This is a genomic window from Nostoc sp., assembly GCF_036917375.1.
GTDB lineage: Bacteria > Cyanobacteriota > Cyanobacteriia > Cyanobacteriales > Nostocaceae > Nostoc.
Genome location: NZ_JBALDN010000048.1, coordinates 1 through 20004, shown reverse-complemented (window position 1 = coordinate 20004; position 20004 = coordinate 1). Strand labels below are relative to the sequence as shown.

The 20004-nt window shown below is 43.1% G+C and carries 9 protein-coding genes and 2 pseudogenes; 3 read left to right on the top strand and 8 right to left on the bottom strand.

Going from position 1 to position 20004, the window contains the following annotated elements; all coding sequences use genetic code 11:
* Nucleotides 1–32: 32 nt before the first annotated feature.
* The 6 genes from V7K45_RS12505 to V7K45_RS12480 all read right to left on the bottom strand — a co-directional run bounded on the left by V7K45_RS12505 (nucleotide 33) and on the right by V7K45_RS12480 (nucleotide 15698).
* Nucleotides 33–1790: a GH3 auxin-responsive promoter family protein gene (locus tag V7K45_RS12505; protein WP_335003794.1), complete on the bottom strand. Its 1758-nt coding sequence runs from the start codon at nucleotides 1788–1790 to the stop codon at nucleotides 33–35.
* A 638-nt stretch (nucleotides 1791–2428) separates the two neighbouring features.
* Nucleotides 2429–3754 carry an MFS transporter gene (locus tag V7K45_RS12500; protein WP_335003792.1) on the bottom strand — a complete coding sequence of 442 codons (1326 nt, stop codon included), beginning with the start codon at nucleotides 3752–3754 and terminating at the stop codon, nucleotides 2429–2431.
* A 1-nt stretch (nucleotide 3755) separates the two neighbouring features.
* Nucleotides 3756–11006, bottom strand: coding sequence for an amino acid adenylation domain-containing protein (locus V7K45_RS12495; RefSeq protein WP_335003790.1), 7251 nt, complete (start codon nucleotides 11004–11006; stop codon nucleotides 3756–3758).
* Between the two features lie 37 nt (nucleotides 11007–11043).
* Nucleotides 11044–13863 (bottom strand): non-ribosomal peptide synthetase, encoded by a 2820-nt coding sequence (locus V7K45_RS12490; protein ID WP_335003787.1) that lies wholly within the window; start codon nucleotides 13861–13863, stop codon nucleotides 11044–11046.
* A gap of 189 nt (nucleotides 13864–14052) precedes the next feature.
* On the bottom strand, nucleotides 14053–14277 hold the full coding sequence (locus V7K45_RS12485; protein WP_335003785.1) for an MbtH family protein: 225 nt from the start codon (nucleotides 14275–14277) through the stop codon (nucleotides 14053–14055).
* A gap of 1103 nt (nucleotides 14278–15380) precedes the next feature.
* Nucleotides 15381–15698, bottom strand: a complete 318-nt coding sequence (locus V7K45_RS12480) for an ISAzo13-like element transposase-related protein (RefSeq protein ID WP_335003783.1) — start codon at nucleotides 15696–15698, stop codon at nucleotides 15381–15383.
* Between the two features lie 21 nt (nucleotides 15699–15719).
* Here V7K45_RS12480 and V7K45_RS12475 point away from each other — a divergent pair, with 21 nt between their 5' ends.
* Together V7K45_RS12475 and V7K45_RS12470 are read left to right on the top strand one after the other, a co-directional pair.
* Complete coding sequence (locus V7K45_RS12475) at nucleotides 15720–16001, top strand: hypothetical protein (protein ID WP_335003781.1); 282 nt, start codon at nucleotides 15720–15722, stop codon at nucleotides 15999–16001.
* A gap of 84 nt (nucleotides 16002–16085) precedes the next feature.
* Complete coding sequence (locus V7K45_RS12470; RefSeq protein WP_334893825.1) at nucleotides 16086–17444, top strand: AAA-like domain-containing protein; 1359 nt, start codon at nucleotides 16086–16088, stop codon at nucleotides 17442–17444.
* Between the two features lie 273 nt (nucleotides 17445–17717).
* Here the strand turns inward: V7K45_RS12470 and V7K45_RS12465 are convergent.
* Nucleotides 17718–17975, bottom strand: a pseudogene (locus V7K45_RS12465) (IS701 family transposase); the annotation flags it as partial.
* A gap of 98 nt (nucleotides 17976–18073) precedes the next feature.
* On the opposite strand from V7K45_RS12465, the gene V7K45_RS12460 reads away from it, so the two are divergent.
* Nucleotides 18074–18867, top strand: a protein-coding gene (locus V7K45_RS12460; RefSeq protein ID WP_335003778.1) for an IS5 family transposase whose coding sequence is annotated in 2 segments (ribosomal slippage) — nucleotides 18074–18413 and nucleotides 18413–18867 — 795 coding nt in all. Because the reading frame shifts where the segments join, the coding sequence is not laid out codon by codon here.
* A gap of 27 nt (nucleotides 18868–18894) precedes the next feature.
* Here the strand turns inward: V7K45_RS12460 and V7K45_RS12455 are convergent.
* Nucleotides 18895–19941, bottom strand: a pseudogene (locus V7K45_RS12455) (IS701 family transposase); the annotation flags it as partial.
* Nucleotides 19942–20004 lie beyond the last annotated feature (63 nt).

The following is a 20004-nucleotide window of genomic DNA, read 5'->3' as shown; positions in this document are numbered from 1 at the left end:
TTACAGCGGTTCGGGAGTAATTGACATCTTGTTTACTTTGTGAACGCATAACTTCTAGTTTCAAGGAACTCCACTTGATTTGAGTCTTTTACCAAGCGCGACATTTTGAACTGTGAATCAGAAGTGCCTTTAAAAATTATTATGTTTTTAAGCATTTCAAAAGTGTCTTTTTGAACCAGTTTTATTTCAATTGGACCAATACGATTCTCGTTTCTAATCTCCATATAAGCCTCATTCAAATCACAAATAACCTGTTCTATTTTGTCCTGACAAAGTTTTAAGTTCAGTAGATCTTCAAATGTTTTGGAAATTTCTGCATATATCACATACCTCCACGGACGAGAGGAAATTTCTAATCGGGTAGTGTAATCTACTAATTTGCAGTCATTCCCAAGAAGTTTTATGGCTTCAGTAAGTGCAACAAAAATCGTGTTTTCAGTAACTCTTTCACTGTAGAGACTGAGCAAAGAACCCTGCCGATACAGAAACTCTACAATAGGGCTTTTATGATAGTAGCCAACACACTTGACAACATCCCCCAATCTGTATCTGTATAATCCAGCTACCGTCGTCACTACAATTTCATAACTCTCACCTATAGAGAGAGAGGTTAAATTAATTGTATTGGGCATATCCTTATCAACTTCACTAACAGGTATAAATTCAAAAAATGCTACCCGAGGAGTTATCACGTAACTAGGAGGATCTCTTTCTGGCTCTAAATTAACGCCAATGAAGGATTCAGTAGCGCCATAGCCAGGAGAGTAAAATGGAATGTCACCAGCGTAAAATCTTAAACTTTCCTTGTATATATGCATAGACCCTGTTGTTATGCATTCTATATACGATAATTGTGACCATATCCTGGTTAAAATTCCGTTGAATCCTTTTTCAAATTCAGTCCTCAGTGCATTAGCAAGTGCTGGATTTGGCTTAAGCAAACTTTGCAACTTCTCACGAATGGACGTATCCAATTCTAGGCTTTCATCGATTCGACCATACTCGATATCGTTCACCAGTCGCGGCCACAATCTTTCCAATGTTTGCATAGCTTCTAATACTTTCAAGGCAAAGTTTGCCGTAATGTATGTAATATCTGATCGGAGTAAGCCAAACAGCAAATGGCAATAACAAGCACTCCTATAATTCGATATTAAGAATATGCAAGGAGGGCTGGTATACCTTAGACGGATAAGGTTTTCAATAAACTTAGATTGTGTAAGACCTCCAGCAGTTAGAGATCCTTGGGGCACGCCACTGGCTGTAAAGCTTAGTGGACGTATACTGAACAGAGCAAGACCACGGTATTCCGTTTTATATGCCTTCTGATTAAGATAGTAAGGTTCCCCGATTGCTCTAGTAATTTGAAAAGCTTTTTGAAAATTTGAAAACAGACGTTTTGTTGTTGGTATAAGTTTGAATTTACCACTTGTTCCTGATGTTTCTTGAAATATCATGATTGGCTCTGATACCAGTTGCGCGAAGTTTCCTTGACTGGCAATATTATCGATGATATATCGGTAATTTTCATAAGTGGAGAGAGGGTGTACACTTTGGAAATTAGCAACCGTTTTAATAACTGCAAAATTAAACCTTCTCCCGTACTCAGTGTTCTTTTGAAGCTTCAAAATATCCATCAGAACGTTTTGTTGCACTTGGGCTGCTTTGATAGCGTCTCTTTGCAAATTTTTCAGGCTTCTTTGACCTAAGTTCTGCAACATATATACGAGCAACCGCTCTTGAATTCGACCAAAGTAATCAAAAAACTTACTTAAAATTATTTTTGGCATAATTTTTGGCTTCAATTAGTGTCTCAGATGAAAGCGAAAATGTATAGCATTTGTTTAATTTAGGACTTATACATTGACGAAAATATGATTATCTGAATCAGACTTATTTTCTTTCCTTCCTTCTTTAATTAAGTGCAAGCAAAATTAACTTATGCACTTTTAGATTTGTAGGCATTGAGCCGAGATACGTGTAAAAACCTGCAAGATGGTCTGAAAACGCTTGCTGTCTGTACGTTCGCTCATTTTTAACCGCCAGATTTAATTAAGCCTTACAGGGCTTGTAATCCAGGCGCTTCAATCGATTCAGGCATTTTTGTCAAGCACAGAGCTTTTGGTCATTTTATGATTTATGCTAGCCCTGTGCCCAATTGATCGCTTCTGGGAGCCTTCTGTGATGGTCATAAATTTTACTTACAAATAACGATTTACTGAAAAATCCCCTTTTTGCTTTTACATTAAGGCTTTAATTCCCCTCCGGATCTCAAAATAAGCGAACGCACAGTTCCTGTACTAAACGACCCTTTTCAGGTCACGCCACTCACAACGAATCGCACTTCCTCTCGCCCTTCAATCAGGAGCGAACGTACAGTTAGATAGAAATGGGAAATTTTTGTGCTCCGGCTCTAAATGAGAGCATGTCATTTTGTCAAATCATCAGCAATAGGATCTGGCAGTTCATTTTCCACTAGTCTTAAAGGAGAATAGTGGTAGGCAGCAATAGTAGCCAGCATGGTGAGCGCTCCGATGATGATGAACAGTAGGCCAATACCACGACCAGATCCGACGCCGATGATTTGCCCGATGCTTCCGGCTAAAGGTCCGTTGGGAGCCATCAAGGGATCGAAGACTTGATCTGCTAGCGGTCCGGCCACGAGACAAGCTATGGGTCGGGATGATAAGGTAATCATTCGTCTCACAGCGAAGACCCTTCCCTGTACGTCGGGCGCGACTTTTCTTTGCCAGATGATTTGGTTGGAGCCACTGATTATTGGTAAGCCGAAGAAAAAGAGGAAAGTGGCGACGCTCAAGAGTGGGACAGAAGTGCGCAACCCAGCAACCAAGATGCATAGTCCGCTTAGCATCTCAAAGCTGAGTATAGTGTGGATGAGTCGCTGTGATCTTCCCCAAGTACTCATTACTAGGGTGCCCATCAGCGTGCTGATACCGCCGAGGGACAGGATGATGCCGACAAAAGCAGTAGAGGCGAAGGACAGCACCAGTGGCGTAAATAACAAGGCAAAAATTCCCATCAAGAAGTTGCTGATAGCAAAGAAAAGCAACAATCCTAAAAGTCCTAGTCGGGCAGTAATGTAGTTCCAACCTACGGCTGCCTCACGAAGCAGACTCCCTGCTCCTGCTTGCCCCGCAGCAGTGGTCTTGGTATCAGGCACGCGAACGCTTAGCAGGGTGACTAGGGAGAACAGGAAGGTCGTAAAATCAACTAGGGTAATGCCCTGAAGCTGGATAATTGAGAGCAGTACACCTCCCAAGACAGGTGAGATGAGCTGGGCGACGGCTTCTGCTAGCTGAATCATGCCGCAGGCGCGACCCAGATGCTGTTTGGGAACTAATAGAGTAATGGCAGTGCTATAGGCTAGCCACTGAAAGGTGCTGAAGGTTGAGCCGACAACGGTAGCTAGGTAGAGTTGCCAGATTTCAAGGCGATCGGTGGTCAGTAGGAGGGTGATTGCTCCTATGATAATACCAGCCCCGGCGTCACCGACAATCATAGCCCATTTGCGGTTCCATCGATCTACCAGAGCGCCAGCTATAGGGGAAAAAACGATGGCTGGTAGGGTTGCGGACAAAGTCATCAGGGCAAACTGGGTGACTGAACCAGTGCGCTGGTATACCCAAATGCTCAGTGCGAAGTTGGTGAGGCTGGAGCCACTTAGGGAAACCAATTGTCCAACCCAGATCCAGGTGAAAACCCCCATTCCAATTGCTATAGGGTGTTTTACCATCTTATTTCTTCCCTGTCTGATTGAGGTAAATTTCTAGCCGTTCAGCTAGTACTTGGACATAAGGTTCCCGGATAATAGCGTAATGGTCGCCCCCTATCTGGTGTACTTCTATGCCACCAGCAGCTAGTTCGCCCCAACCAAGGCTTTTGTTTTGGGTGTCTTCCTCAACTTTCTTATTGGCACAGAAGAGAATAATTCGACCTGAATAGGGTTGGGGTCTATAGCGAGATAGAGCGTGGCTATTGGCTTTGAAAACCTGCAACATCTGGCGCATCTGCTGGATACCGACGAATGGCGGCAAAATATTTAGCATTTTTGCTTGTTCTAGAATGTGGATCAATTGCTTCTCTGTTTGGAGTTGCTGCGGTTGATTTGAGACTGGCAGTTCTTTACCAAACAGGCCACTCAAGTCCTTGGTAAGAGAGGTAACCAGCATTGCCTCACTCATCTGTTCAGGCATGTCAATAGCCATGGGCGCATAGCTGTCTATCAAGGCCAGCAGCGCTACTTCTTGCCCAGAAGAATGCAACTGCTGGGCCATCTCAAAAGCGACGACGCCGCCCAGAGACCAGCCTCCGAGTTGGTAGGGACCTTGGGGCTGAATAGTCAGCAGCGCTTCAATATAGTGGGCGGCCATATCCTCAATGCGGGTTAAGGGTTCCTGTTTCCCATTTAGACCAAGTGATTGCAAGCCGTAAACTGGTTGTTCGGATGTCAAACAACGAGCTAAGTCTGCATAGCAGAGGACATTGCCACCAATTGGGTGAATGCAAAAGAACGGTGATTTAGAACCACTTGACTGAATTGTTACTAAGGGGAAGTCAAGTTGAAAATCTGTAGAAGAGTGAAGAAGACTTGCTAGCTTTTCAATAGTTGTACCTTGGAAGAGGGTCGCTAAGGGTAGACTTTTTCCAAAATACTGCTGAATCTGAGCCATGAGACGAACTGCCAAAAGAGAATGACCGCCGAGGTCAAAGAAGTTGTCCTGAACTCCGATGGGGTGGATGCCTAGAACATCTGACCATATTTGCGCCAACTGCAGTTCTAGAGTGTCGCGGGGTGTAATAAAACCTGCTTCTAAACTGAGTTCAGTATTTGATGCCGGAAGGGCGTGACGGTTTATTTTGCCATTGGGGGTTAGAGGCAAGGCATCTAGTATCACCAAGGCATTTGGTATCATGTATTCAGGCAGTTTCTGTTTAAGGAATTTCCGCAATTCACCGATGCTGGGTTGGTCTTGGTTCGGGACAATATAAGCGACTAAACGCTTGTCGCCTAGTTGGTCTTCGCGAGCAATGACTATGGTTTTCCGTACTGCTGGGTGTGAGGCAAGTATCGCTTCAATTTCTCCGAGTTCGATGCGGAAGCCGCGAATCTTTACTTGGTCATCGAGACGACCGAGAAACTCTATGTTGCCGTCCGGTAGGTAGCGGGCTAGGTCTCCAGTTTTGTACAAACGTGCTCCTTCTTGCTTGCTGAAGGGGTTGGGAATGAATTTAAGGGCGGTCAAATCCGGGCGGTTGAGGTAGCCACGAGCAAGACCAGTACCGCCAATATGCAGTTCACCAACAACACCAATAGGTACTGGCTGGAGAGAATGGTCGAGAATGTAAATTTGTGTATTGGCAATCGGACGACCTAGGGGCAGCGTTGAATATTGGGGAGCAAGTGAGTGTTTCTCCACCAAATAAGTAAGCGCCCCAACGGTGGTTTCTGTAGGACCATAATGATTGAGGATAGTACATTCAGGAGCCAGCGCTTGAATACTTTCTACCCAATCTGTATGAGATGCTTCGCCACCAAGAATGAGTAATTGTCGAGGCAGGACTAATTTTAGGGTTGACGAGGTTTGCAACGCAGCAAGATGGGAGGGAACAATTTTTAGACAGTCAATCGAATGACGATTCAAATAATCAGCAAAAGCATCAGGGTTAGAAGCTTGTTCTTGTGAGAGTACATGAAGAGACCCTCCTGTACATAAAGCGGGAAAGATGATGGTGTGCCCTAAATCTGCGCTGATTGTAGAAACCAAAGCAAAGTTGCGACTAGATCCAATATTGAGATTTTCAAGAATACTATTGGAATAGTTTAAAATTGACTTTTGTTGAATAGCGACTCCTTTAGGTTGACCTGTAGACCCGGAAGTGTAAATCACATAAGCTAAATTTTCCGGCTGAATCTTACTGTTGGTATTCGCTTGACTTTCTTGCGAGATGTTCCCCCAGTCTGTATCCAAGGAAATTACCTGCACTCCAGACTTAGGCAATCGAGCCAGTAACTTCTGTTGAGTTAATAGCACCGATACGTAAGAATCATTTAATATGTAGGTCAAGCGTTCTTCTGGATAGGCTGGGTCTAAAGGTACATAAACCCCACCTGCCTTGAGAATCCCCAACAGTCCCACCATCATGTCCAAGGAGCGCTCAATGCAGATGCCTACTAATACCTCTGGTCCTACTCCTAGGGCTTGTAAATAGTGTGCCAGTTGATTGGCACGGTGGTTCAACTCCAGGTAGGTCAGATGCTTGTCTTCAAAGATCACTGCCACTGCATTTGGAGTCTGTTCGACTTGGGCTTCAAACAGTTGATGGATATATATATTTCTCGGATAATTTGTTTGAGTATTATTCCATTTGACTAGAAGTTTGTGTTGTTCATTGCTAGAAAGTAAACATTGAGAGTCATGACGAGCAAAGGGGTTTGTAGCTATTTTATTTAAGGTTTTAGTATAGTAATCACCAATAGCTTTTATCTGTTCTTGAGATAGTTCGTTTGCATTAAAATTAAGTAACACTCTTAAAGGAAGGTTGTCTTGAGGCCACAATACTTCTTGAGTCAAACTAAATGAAACTGCTAGTTTGAAATTGCTAGGGTTGTAGCTTTGTGCTAACCCTAATAACTCTACGTTATCTAGTTCATAAAAGGTATCGAGGCTATGAAAATTTATAAAGTTGAATGATGTGTTGAGTAAAGGCGAATCTCCCCAATTTTTCTGTAAAGCGGCCATGGGATAACGTCGGAAAGGTAACAACTCCAGTTCAGTCTTGAAAGTTTCTTGCACCAAGTCCATCCACGTACCCCCTGTGAGTTTTAGACGAAAAGGCACTGTATTGAGAAAAAGCCCGCGAACCTGCTCCCCATCAACCTCTTCTGAGCGACCATTTGAGACTAATCCTGTCAAAATATCCGTCTTTGCGCTGATCAAACTCATAACTTTCAAGTGTCCTGCCAGAAGAACACTTTTTAATGGAACTGCTGCCACTTGCGCTACCTGTTTCAACTTTTCAAATACTTCGGTAGAGATAGAAACGTTCCAATCGCTAATATGCGGGCAACTATGTGTTGTTGAAGAATCAGGGAAATGGGGCAAGCTCAGTAGGGTGCACTCACTCAATTTTTGCGTCCAGTAACGCTGACATGCCTCGGATTTCAGCGCTATACGTTCTTGGAGTACGAAATCCCTGAATGAAACAGTAGGGGGTGGCTCAATGGGAAGAGTTTTATTGTTTAGAAGGACAGAATAGGACTTAAAAATCTCAGCGAGTGTGGAGGTCAAGCTCCATCCGTCGAGGATGGCATGACACTCGGTTAGCGTCAAATGAAATCTCTCGTCAGTGCGACGGTGAATACAAAAACGTAGCAAAGGTGGTTGAGACAAGTTGAAGCGATGTTTTGTTTCTCTTTTCACATAGCGAGCTACGACTTCCTCTTGTTCATGCTCCGCTAAATGACGCAGGTCTTCTACTTGGATTGGAAGGATAGCCGTCTTATGAACGAGTTGCAGTGGCTCAGTGTATGTAGTTAGATCAAACGAAGTACGAAGTATGGCATGACGGTGCACAACCCGCTGCACGGCTTCTTGAAAAGCTTTTAAGTTGAAACGGGCTTGCAAAATAAAACTATCTACATTGTGGTATAGTGGGAGGCCAGATGTTAATTCCATGTGGTAAATCATCCCCTGCTGTAGGATAGTCATAGGATAAGCATCTTCTACACAGGAAGGAAGTTTTTGGCAGTCTTGTTCAGAAATCAGACTGAATGGCGCAGCTTGAGGGGTAAAGACAGATATGACCTCACTCATTTTGAGTTCTTGACCTAACTCACATATTGTCTGATGTTGGAAAAGCTGCTGGAGTGAAAAATTTAATCCCCTTTCTTTAGCTCGGGCTACTACCTGGATGGTACGGATAGAATCCCCTCCTAGAGCAAAAAAATTGTCGTGAATCCCTACTTTCTCAATGCCCAAAACTTCAGCCCAGATAACGACTAACACTTCCTCTACTGAATTACGGGGTGCGACGTAGGCTTCCTTGAACTCTGGTCGAGCCTGATCTGGTACTGGTAGTGCTAGACGAGCCACCTTGCCATTGGGTGTCAAGGGTAGCGCCTCTAATAGTACAAAAGTAGAAGGCATCATGTAGTCAGGCAGCTTCTGCTTGAGGAAGTGACGTAGTTCACTGACGTTAAGTAACTGTCTCTGATGAGGAACGACATAGGACACTAGGCGCTTGTCACCTGGTTGGTCTTCGCGGGTGATGACCACTGTTTCCCGCACAGCCGGGTGTTGAGCGAGTACCGCCTCGATCTCTCCTAGTTCGATGCGAAAACCACGGATCTTTACTTGCTCGTCGATGCGACCCAAAAACTCAATATTACCATTGGGTAGATAGCGGGCTAAGTCTCCAGTTTTGTACATTCGCTCTCCAGGTTGACGACTAAATGGGTTAGGGATAAACCTCTCAGAACTGAGATCGGGTCGATTGAGATAACCGCGTGCTAGACCTGGTCCGCCAACATACATTTCACCAGTAACTCCTATGGGTACAGGATTCAGGTGTCCATCCAGCAAATAAATTTGTAGATCTGAGATAGGATGACCAATCGGACTACCTCGAAGAGCCGCCTCTACATCATTATTTTCTGTCAGTGGATGGTAGGTAGCGTGTACAGTCGTTTCGGTGATGCCATACATGTTTACTAACTGTGGATATTCGCTTCCGTGGTGTTCAAACCATGGACTCAAATTCTTCAACTCCAGAGCTTCACCACCAAAAATAACTAGACGAAGCGCTAGTTCCAATGCCTGAGTCTCAGCTTGTTCCTCTGCATGCATCAACTGCCGAAAGGCAGAGGGCGTCTGGTTAAGAACCGTCACTTTTTGAGAGTGTAATAATTCGTACAATGCGTCTGGCGATCGCGTTACCCAGAAAGGAACCACCACAAGCTGTCCGCCGTAGAGGAGAGATCCCCAAATTTCCCAGACCGAAAAGTCAAACGCATAGGAATGGAAAAGCGTCCATACATCACGCTCGTTAAAATTGTACCAACAGTGAGTCGCTGCCAAGAGTCGAACCACATTGCTATGATTGATTGTCACACCTTTCGGTTTTCCTGTAGAACCAGATGTATATATTACATAAGCTAAATTTTCCACATTGGTTCCACTGGCAGGATTTTCATCACTCTCTTGGGCGATAGCCTCCCAGTCAGTGTCCAAGCACACTAAGTGTGCTACCTGATGAGGAAGACCCTCAAGCAGCCGTTGTTGGGTCAATAATATTGGTGTCTGGGTATCTCCCAAGATAAAGGTTAATCGCTCCTGCGGATACGCTGGGTCTAGTGCTATATAAGCCCCACCAGCTTTCAGGATTCCCAGAATCCCTAGCACCATTTCTAGCGATCGCTCTACACAAAGACCCACCAACATCTCTGCACCTACACCCAGATACTGTAGGTGGTGCGCCAGTTGATTCGCTCGTTGGTTTAGCTCCTGATAAGTGAGTTGCTCATCTTCAAATACCAATGCAATTGCATCTGGAGTTCGTTCTACCTGAGCCTCAAACAGCTGATGGATACACTCGTTTTGGGGATACTTTGCTTGGGTGTTATTCCACTTCATTAGCAGCTGGTGTTGCTCAGTTGCTGTCAGCAAGGGCAATTTTGAAAGGTGCTGATCTGGATCAGCTATAATTCCAGCCAGCAAAGTCTGAAAATGCCCTACCATCTGGGTAATTGTAACAGCATCAAACAAATCAGTATTGTACTCAAACACTCCTTTTAATCCTGTTTTTGTCTCTTCCATCTCAAGAGTCAAATCAAACTTCGCTGTATTGGTGGAAACTGCTATGGGACTCAAGCTCACACCTGGCAGCTTGAGTTCCTCCATTGGAGCATTTTGGAGTACAAACATCACTTGAAACAGTGGGGTATGGCTCAAATGCCTCTCCGGCTGTAGTTCTTTCACCAGCTTCTCAAAAGGTAAATCTTGGTGTGCATAAGCTTCCAGAGCCACATGTCGCACTCGAGCCAATATCTCGCAAAAGCTGGGATTTCCGGAAAAGTCGGTGCGTAACACCAAAGTGTTGACAAAAAAACCGATCAAATCTTCCGTCTCGACTCGATTACGGTTAGCAATGACAGATCCTGTCACTATATCATCCTGCCTTGTGTAGCGATGTAAAAAGGTTTGAAATGCTGCCAACAAAGTCATAAACAAAGTGGTTCCTTCTTGACGACTTAGCGTGTTGAGGGAAGCGGACAAATCAGTTGGCAACACGAATGACTGGGTTGCACCCCGGAAAGTTTGCACTATTGGTCGCTTACGGTCGGTGGGCAGATGCAACACAGGTAAATGAGCAAGTTGCTGTTTCCAATAAAAAAGTTGGCTCTCCAAGACTTTCCCTTGCAGCCACTCCTGCTGCCAGCAGGTAAAATCTGCATATTGGAAAGGTAGATTGGGAAGTGGCGAAGGCTTAAAAGCACAAAAGGCTTCATAGAACGCCGAAAGATCCTGGATAAATACACCCACAGACCAAGCGTCAGAGATAATATGGTGCATCGTCACAAGGAGTACGTGTTCCTTCTCAGTCAATCGGAGCAAGGTCGTACGCAAGAGTGGACCTTTTGTCAGGTCGAAAGGCTGGCAAGCATCCTGTGCAGCTATCTCGTGGATTTCACTTTCCCTGTCTGTTTCAACCAGTTCGCTCAGATCGATTATCGGCATAAATATCGACCCCTTTTCAGAAATAATCTGAACAGGGCTGCCATTGACGAGTTCAAAGGTAGTGCGCAGTGGCTCGTGCCGAGCAACAATAGCCTCGATAGCCTGCTGCAAAATCTTCACGTTCAGAACACCCCTCATTCTGATCGCCTCTGGGATGTTATATATGGCACTGCTAGGGGTCATACGATCTAGGAACCACAGCCGCTGCTGAGCAAAAGATGCAGGAAAGACGAATAATTCTTCTGTCATGGTTTCATCTCCTAATTGTTTCTTTTCAATTTCAAAATTATTTTTTAAGAGTTTTCGGAGTTTCTAGCACTCCTTGTGGAGAAGCCTTTACGGAGTGTCTCTTGCGAGAGACTGGCTTTATTACGGGTTCTTGAAGTTCAGCACCACTATGCTTGGCCTTTTCAATTGCCTTAGAAAGTTTAACTATCGTCGGTTCCTCAAAAAGGCAGCGCACGGGTAACGTTAGCCGAAAAGTTTCTTTGACACGGGACATAACTTGGGTAGCTTTTAGGGAATGACCACCTAGTTCAAAGAAGTTGTCGTGGATGCCAACTTCAACCCCTAAGACTTTGTTCCAGATGGCTACGAGAACCTCTTCAGTGGGAGTGTGGGGTGGGAGGTAGCCAACTTCTAGACTTCTCTGAGATAGATCCGGTGTCGGCAGGGCGCGGCTGTCTACTTTGCCGTTGGGCGTCATGGGTAGAGCTTGCAACATCACGAAGGCTGAAGGTATCATATACTCTGGCAAGTTCTGCTTCAAAAAGCGGCGCAGTTCACTCAGAATAAGTGACTGTCCCTGATAAGGAACAACATAGGCCACTAGGCGCTTGTCACCTGGTTGGTCTTCGCGAGCGATGACTTTAGTCCCTTGTACCTTTGGATGTGTGATGAGTACTGCCTCAATTTCTCCGGGTTCAATACGGAAGCCGCGAATTTTCACCTGTTCATCAAGGCGACCGAGAAACTCGATATTACCATCGTTGAGATAGCGGGCTAAGTCGTTGGTTTTGTACAGGCGTGCCCCTTCTTCCTGGCTAAAGGGGTTGGGGATGAATTTTTCCGAGGTTAAGTCTGGACGGTTAAGGTAGCCTAGGGCTAAACCAGCACCACCAATGTATAGTTCTCCAAGAACACCAATGGGAACGGGTTGGAGGTATTGATCTAGTATGTATACTTGGACATTAAGAACGGGAACTCCAATTGATACCTCCTGTCTATTAGCTAACACTGAACGTGACAATGTGCAAAGTGTTGTTACTACAGTTGCTTCAGTAGGACCATAAGTGTTTACTAGCCTTGGCAGAGAACCCACGCACGTATGCCAGATTCTGACTTGTTCCGGAAGTGCCTTCTCTCCGCCAATAATTACCAGCCGTAATGATTCTGGCAGCACCAAGTTGGCGCTGGCTAATTCAGAGACAATTTGATGCCAGTATGCTGTTGGCAAATCCAACACTGTTAGTTGTAAATCTCTGCTCTTTTGCAGAAATTCAGGCACAGATCTCAATATTTCGTCAGTACGGAGGACGAGCATTCCACCGGATGTCAGGCAGGGATAGATTTCCTCAGCCGCTGCATCGAAACTAATAGAAGCAAACTGTAGTATGCGATCACGCCTGTCGATTTCATATTCAACCCGTGCCATCTCCGTGAAATTCACTAAAGACTGATGTTGGATCATTACCCCTTTGGGTATTCCTGTAGATCCTGAGGTGTAAATCACATAAGCCAAGTGACTGCCTTGTAAACCATTGACAGGATTCGCCGTCTTCTCCTGAGAAATAACCCCCCAGTCTGTATCTAAGCAGACTACACGTTCGGAGTGTTTTGGCAATCGGGGGATCAACGTCTGCTGAGTCAACAGCACTGACACCTGTAAATCTGACAGCATGTAGGTTAAGCGCACTTCGGGATAGGTGGGGTCTAACGGTACATAAGCTCCACCTGCCTTGAGAATCCCCAACAGTCCCACTATCATCTCGATAGAACGCTCCACGCAAATGCCCACAAGAACCCCAGGTCCAATCCCCAAAGCTTGCAAGTGGTGCGCTAGCTGATTAGCGCGGCAATTTAACTCTTGGTAGGTTAGTTGCTGGTCTTCAAACATCACCGCCACTGCATCCGGTGTTTGTTCTACCTGAGCTTCAAACAACTGATGGATGCATTTGTCTTGGGGATACTCTATTTGAGTATTGTTCCACTCTACTAGCAACTTGTGTCGCTCAACTTCGGTTAGCAAGGGCAATTCTTGAAGATGCCGCCTTGGATTGACCACAATTGCTTCTAGCAAAGTCTGGAAATGTCCCAGCATCCGGCTAATTGCGGCTGGCTCGAAGCGTATAGTATTGTACCTAATACTTATAGATAATTCTTGACCTAGTACTGCTGCCACAGTAAGGGGATAATTTGTTTGTTCAATGGTGTTAATCCTGCCAACTTTTAAGCTGGGATTTTGCTGTTGCAAATAGGAATCTGCTGGGTCATTCTCAAACACCACGATACTTTCAAAAAGTGGCATTCCTTGAGCTACTTCACTCCATCCTTGAATCTCCACCAGCGGCGTGTATGAGTAGTGTTCCCGTTCCACTTGCTGTGCCTGCAATTGCTGCAACCAAGGCAACAGATCAGCTTCTTCACAGACTTGCACCCGTACTGGCAGAGTGTTGATCAACAACTCCACCATAGATTCCACACCTTTCAAAGCGGGAGGGCGACCGGATATAAGAGTACCGAAGACGACATTTGACTCACCGCTGTAGCGCGAGAGCAGCAGTGCCCAAGCCCCCTGCACCAAAATATTCAGAGTCAAATAATGCTGTAGAGCTAGGGAATGCAGTGCGGCTGTTACCGTTGCTGATAATTGAAGATGTTGCTCATCATAGCTCTCTTTCTGATTAGACAGTTTGCCTGCATACCTATCTACTACCAATGACGTAGGGGCAGTAAAGCCGTGAAGTATTTGCCGCCAGAACGCCTCAGCCTTAGAGATATTTTGCTGTCCAGATAGAAGTTCATATATATCTTCAATATTTTCCATGTTCGCAACCAGAACTTTTTTTTTGCAGATAAAAGTTTGTAATTCATATTCAATAGACATCTCCGAAAATTAATTATGCGTTCGTTAAAACCCCTGGGAAGGGCGAACGGCCGTTCACCCCTACATCATTTCTGGAGATGTCTATTGAAGCCAAGGAAATATCTAAATTTCGTAGTTGGAGATTTATCCTGCTAACCACCTATTTTTTGCAATACAATTTTGTAGAGCGCCATGAACTGTTTTTTTTCTCTAGGCTTTTTGAGCAGATTCTGCCATCTTCTTTCGCAAACTGAGAGGTCGCATGTCGGTCCAGACTTCCTTGATGTACTCAAGGCATTCCTGTTTAAGACCACTTTTGCCTGCATTCTTCCAACCAAGCGGATTTTCCCGATCAGCAGACCAGATGGAATACTGTTCTTCATGATTTACGACAACATTGTAAATTGTAGTGTCTTGTTGATCATCTCGATTCATGATTGCCTCCTGTTAGTTCATTAGGTTTAGTTTGTACAGATTAAGGTAGTCAAACTTCATCAGCCCATTTTAGAGAAAAATTCGACATACATAGAACTTACGCATTGGGGTAGGTCTAGCGATGCTGTTCCTGAGGGCAATTAAGAGATAAAGAAAAGGGAAGGTTGCGTTTTTAAAAAACTATTTTGCGTGCTTTTAGAAGACTGTTAGTAGTTAACTACAGAAACAATCACTCCTAAATCAATACCTTTGCCAAAATAAGAGGCTACAAAAATTTTGGTAAAACTTGCAAAATTACCCATACATAAGTGTTTAACTTCAAAGATAGTTTGAAATTTCAAACTCTTATACTGCGGTCAATACGTTAAAAAAACCTTGTGGAAAACCTTGAAGGAATTTTTAGTAGGACTTAGACAAAATAGAGGATTAAAAAGGGTATAATTCTTTCTCAGAATAGCTTTCACGTCAAAATGACCTCCCATGAAAGAGACAACTCCCGCCGCCATGCCCCCATGCTTTGAAAAATGGTGTAAGAGGTTTGATGATGTGTTTACTCATAAAGCCCATTAGGTGTAGGAATCTAGGTGCGCTTGCGACAGGCGCAGCGAACGCAGATTGAACGGATAGGAATCCTGCCGAGATACGTAAAATTTGGGACACGGTGTGCAGTTATACTACGCAGATTTGCTAAAATTTTTACTTTTTTTCAGCAGTTTACTCTTTAGAAGTTGTAAAATTTACTTTTTCTATTTGTAATATTAGATAGATTTTATTAAAAATAAAATCTAGAAATCTCATATAAATTTCATTAATATAAGTTTGAAATCTCATATAAAGCTAATATAAAATTTTGTATATATATAGGACTCCTATTTGATTTTTGAAAAAACTCCGTATATCTGAAGAGTTCTGAAATAAAAGGTAGCGTGTCGAATAAACCGGGAGCAACGCGATTTTGTGAGGTGATAAAAATTCTGACTTTTCCCGTTAAGTCTTGAAAGGCTTACTGGTAAAGGATTTAATAAACAGCACAGCATATACGGTAAAGTAATTGCAATCGGGTGCTAAAGGTAATAAGGGACTTGCAAGAAAATAAAATACCATTAAACAGGGACAATAGTAATATCCCATTTGGGTAATGTTTCAGAACGTTGCCATTGGGATTGGTACTGTTCTAAATCTTGTGACAGAACTTTGATTCCTTTTTCATAGGTGGTTTCAACCAGATGAACAATGGGTGCAATACCTTTCCAAGTCATATTAGAAGCCCAATATGCTACGGTTTCAACAGAATCTAAAATCGCGCCATTCCAATAGTTCTCCAGGGCAGCCCAACACCGCTCTATCGGATTGATGATAATTTTGTTGCCAAAGCAACCCCTATACTCAAACTGTATGCTCAGGCACAATTTTTCATCCAAGCTGGATTCTGGGTGGTGTGTGTGGATGAGAAAACTTCCATTCAAGCACGAGAAGGTTTACATCCTAACAAGGGAGCAGGTGTCAAACAACCAGTTCACTTTGCAGCTAGATACGTTAGAAAAGGAGCAACACATCTTTTTGCAGCATTAAGCGTTGCTGAAGGTCTAATTTATGGTTGTTGCCATCCAACAAAAACATTCCTTGATTTTCAAAGTAAATTGGCAACGGTATTGTTATATAATTATCTGATAATACATAAGACTTTCAAACCAATCTTTAAGAAAAATTGTTTGTGTATATAAATCTCTACTCCGTTTTATGCCAAAAAACGGTATTTTGATTATGGACAGGTCAATTTATAGGCACAAAATGAGCTTTGAGCCTCTATGAACCTTGATTCTCTGATTGAGATAGTTAACCGCAAGTTGGTGGAGAGCCAAAATCGTCCGCTCAATTCCACAGAAGTTCTCATTCTTCGCGGCATCTGGGAATATCAGACCTATAACAAAATTGCTGAAGAAGGTGGCTATAGTGCTGGATACTTGACAAATGTAGTAGCCCCAGAGTTGTGTCAACGGCTCTCTGATTTGATTGGCCAGCGTGTGACTAAAAAAAACTGTCGTATGCTGATGGAGTCTTACGCTGCTTCCCAAACAGCGCCATTAATGAAAACTCAAAGACAGCAGTTCAAAGGACTATCCTCAGACTCTAGTCAAGAGTGTTCACCTCGCTACCCCAGTGGTGCAGTTCCGCCTGATTCTCCCATCTACCTGGAACGCTATTTTATTGAAGAGCAGGTTTATGCAGAAATTAGAAAGCCAGGAACATTGGTGCGGATTAAAGGTCCCAGAGAAATGGGGAAAACGTCACTACTGCTGAGGACTCTAGACTATGCGGAGTGTCAGGGCTACCGTACTGTTAGCTTAAATCTGGAACAAACCGACCAAGCAATATTGAGCGACCTGAATCGTTTTTTGCGCTGGCTATGTGCCAACGTGACTAGTCAGCTTCAGTTAGAGCCGAAACTAGATGAATATTGGGATGATGATATTGGTAGCAAAGTTAGCTGTAGTTTGTATATCAAAAATTATTTACTAGAGCAGATAGATTCTCCTTTGGTTTTGGCATTAGATGAGGTCAACCAGATTTTTGAGTATCCTCAAGTCGCTAAGGATTTTTTACCCCTGCTGCGTTCTTGGTATGAAGATGCGAAAAGATTACCTATCTGGCAAAAACTGCGCCTAATCATAGTTCACTCAACTGAAATTTATGTTCCTCTGCAACTTCAGCAGTCTCCTTTCAATGTCGGCTTACCAATTAAATTAACTAGCTTCAGTTTAGAACAGGTGCAGCAGTTAGCCCAGCAATATGGAATTAACTGGACTGATGGGGATGAAGCTAGACAACTTATGGATCTGGTTGGAGGACATCCCGCATTAGTGAACATAGCACTCTACCATCTCAATCGTCGGGAGGTAACTCTCCCACAATTACTAGAAAGTGCTCCTACTTCCACTGGGCCTTATGTTCACCACTTGCAACGTCATTGGGCAACCTTGCAAGAGCAGACTGAATTAGCGATCGCTCTTGCTACTGTAATGAATTCCACCGAACCAATGCTATTGGAACCTATTATTGCTTATAAGTTAAGCAGTATGGGGCTGATCGAGTTAAATAATAACCAAGCCACACTTAGTTGTCAGTTATATCGACAGTATTTTCAGCCAAAGCTTCTCACTAAATAAAAAAATATTGGCTCAAAGCTGGGGTTACAAATCATTACTGCTAGGTTTTAGTATTTTGGACTTTGGACAAAAAGAACTGTTTGCGTAAATTAGCCGTAAACAAAAAATCTAGGCATTATAAATTACCCCAGTTATTTTTAAAACTGAGTCAACTGAGTTAAACAGTTAAAGCCGAATGGCACTAAGAAAAGCCGAAACGCTTGTGTATTAAGCAGTTTGCAACTGCTTTCGTAATTCGTGCCGGGGTTTGGTCATTAACCCTCTTTTGTCACTCTAGGCAGAGGAAAAATAGAAATAAGGGATATTGAAGTTTTGAAAAATTGAGCGAGTCAGATTATTAACAATCATTTGAAGTTGAAAAAATCCCTCAGATAACTTAGGGATTGTAAAGACTGTAAACCAAGGTTTAATTAAGTTAAATAGCGTAAATGGCTGAAGTATCAAACGGAGGTTATTAAGAATACTATTCCAGCCATTGCCTTGATTCCACAAAGGATGTGATGAAAATATTGATTCAGATTGTGGTGGAAATTTAAGAGGCTATTTATAAAGTAAATCTAAAGGCGAGTAGGAGGGGATGCTCTTAAGGATTAAAATACCTCATATACAGTGTATTTACATAGTTGTTCATGGCTCGAAAGTCTTACCCCACAGACTTAACTGATATAGAGTGGGAAATCCTGGCTCCCTTGATTCCACCAGCAAAAACTGGAGGACATCCACGCACAACAGATATGCGTGAAATATGCAATGCTATCTATTATCATTTGAAAACTGGATGCCAATGGAATATGCTTCCAGGCGATTTTCCACCAAGTTCAACGGTATACAGCTACTACCGTAAATGGCAGTGTAAGGGGGTCTGGGAAAAATTAAACCATACACTGCGCGGTCAAGTTCGCGCAAAACTAGGTAAATCAACACAACCAAGCGCGCTCGCCGCAGACAGTCAGTCGGTAAAAACGGCTGAAAAAAGGGGGATGTTTACGGCTTTGATGGTGGCAAGCTAGTCAAAGGAAGGAAACGGCAAACAATCGTTGATAGCCTTGGGCTATTGCTCAAAGTGATTGTGAGTGAAGGCAATGCTCCTGAAAGAGTTCTTGCAGCTTATGCCTTAATGGAACTAGTGGAGGAACGCCCAGAATTATTGGAAAAAGTTGAAGTTTTATGGGTTGACTCGGGGTATGACGGTGATAAGTTTGCGCTGGCTGTTTGGTTGATGATTCAAGCTCATGTTGAGGTCATACGTCGTACTAATAAAGAGTTTGAAGTTTTACCCAAGCGTTGGGTAGTAGAAAGAACATTCGGCTGGTTTAACCAATACCATCGTTTGAGTAAGGATTACGAACGTCTGACTGAAATGAGCGAAGCTGCTATATATGCCGTTATGACTCGTATTATGTTACGCCGTCTAGCCGTCTAAAGATTTACTTTATAAATGGTCTCTAAGCAGTTGTTCGGAATGGAGACTAACCAACAGATAAGCACTAAAAACAATTTCCCACCATTTCTCTATTTGTGAATAATGAGTTAGGCGAAAATCTGCCCATCCTAATTCATTTTTACTTTGTTTTAAACCATATTCTACCCAAGTTCTTAAACCGTAAAAATTTCCCACATCTCTTGGGGTAATGTCAGGATATTTACTCATGACATACCAAGTCGTGTTTTTTGGAAGTTCTTCTTTATCCGTTGTTATTTGCCAATACCTGATTTCCGATTTTTTACCACATATTATCTCTCTAATATATCTATTTTCTGAACTTAAATCTGAAAAAACGCGCCGGAATCTTTGCCAGTCTCCATATTTTACTTTCGAGCCTGTAACTCCCCATGCTCTGTGGTTTGAGCGAATCGCTACAATAAAATTAAGATTTAATTCATTTAATACGCTTAAAAAATTTTTACCACTTTCACCATATAAGCTATCCGCTAGGACAAGATTGAATCTAAACCCCATTGCCCGCAAAATTCTTATCATTGCCCCAGCAATTTCAGGTTTAGTTAAATATTTTTCTCCTGGTTGTAGTCTTTCCCTCGGTTTATATACTTCAAATATTAGAGGAAACGTCATCCCAGATAAAACTGCATATGCCGTGACTGCCACAATACCATTATCTGTTTTACCTAAATTTCCAATGTACTGTCGTTTCACATAATCAGTCTTATTTCCTTTTTTCTTATCACCTGTCTCATCAATGATTAGTATGATTGGGCGACCTTGAAGTATATATAATATTAATTCTAACCTTTGCCTCCTTAATTCTTTGACATCCCACGGTGATTCTGTTAAAAAATGATGTAATTTTTGATGATTATCTAGCCCGACAATTTTCGCTATTTCCGGTAGAGTTTTACGTTTTATATCAGAAACACATCCCATATGTAGGTACTTAAAAGCTTCAAAGCTTCTCACTTCTGGAAATAGTTTTTGATATAACTGGCAGTATTCGTCCACAAATTTTACTGTGGGCGCAGCTGTGCGAGGCTCAACCATACTCTCTGTCTTAGTTTTTGCGATCGCACTTAATTATACTTTGGCGAGAGTGACAAAAGAGGG

Coding starts and splice junctions, on each gene's coding strand:
- V7K45_RS12485 (WP_335003785.1), bottom strand. CDS start 14,277: ATGAATCGAGATGATCAACAAGACACTACAATTTACAATGTTGTCGTA.
- V7K45_RS12495 (WP_335003790.1), bottom strand. CDS start 11,006: ATGACAGAAGAATTATTCGTCTTTCCTGCATCTTTTGCTCAGCAGCGG.
- V7K45_RS12490 (WP_335003787.1), bottom strand. CDS start 13,863: ATGTCTATTGAATATGAATTACAAACTTTTATCTGCAAAAAAAAAGTT.
- V7K45_RS12470 (WP_334893825.1), top strand. CDS start 16,086: ATGAACCTTGATTCTCTGATTGAGATAGTTAACCGCAAGTTGGTGGAG.
- V7K45_RS12500 (WP_335003792.1), bottom strand. CDS start 3,754: ATGGTAAAACACCCTATAGCAATTGGAATGGGGGTTTTCACCTGGATC.
- V7K45_RS12505 (WP_335003794.1), bottom strand. CDS start 1,790: ATGCCAAAAATAATTTTAAGTAAGTTTTTTGATTACTTTGGTCGAATT.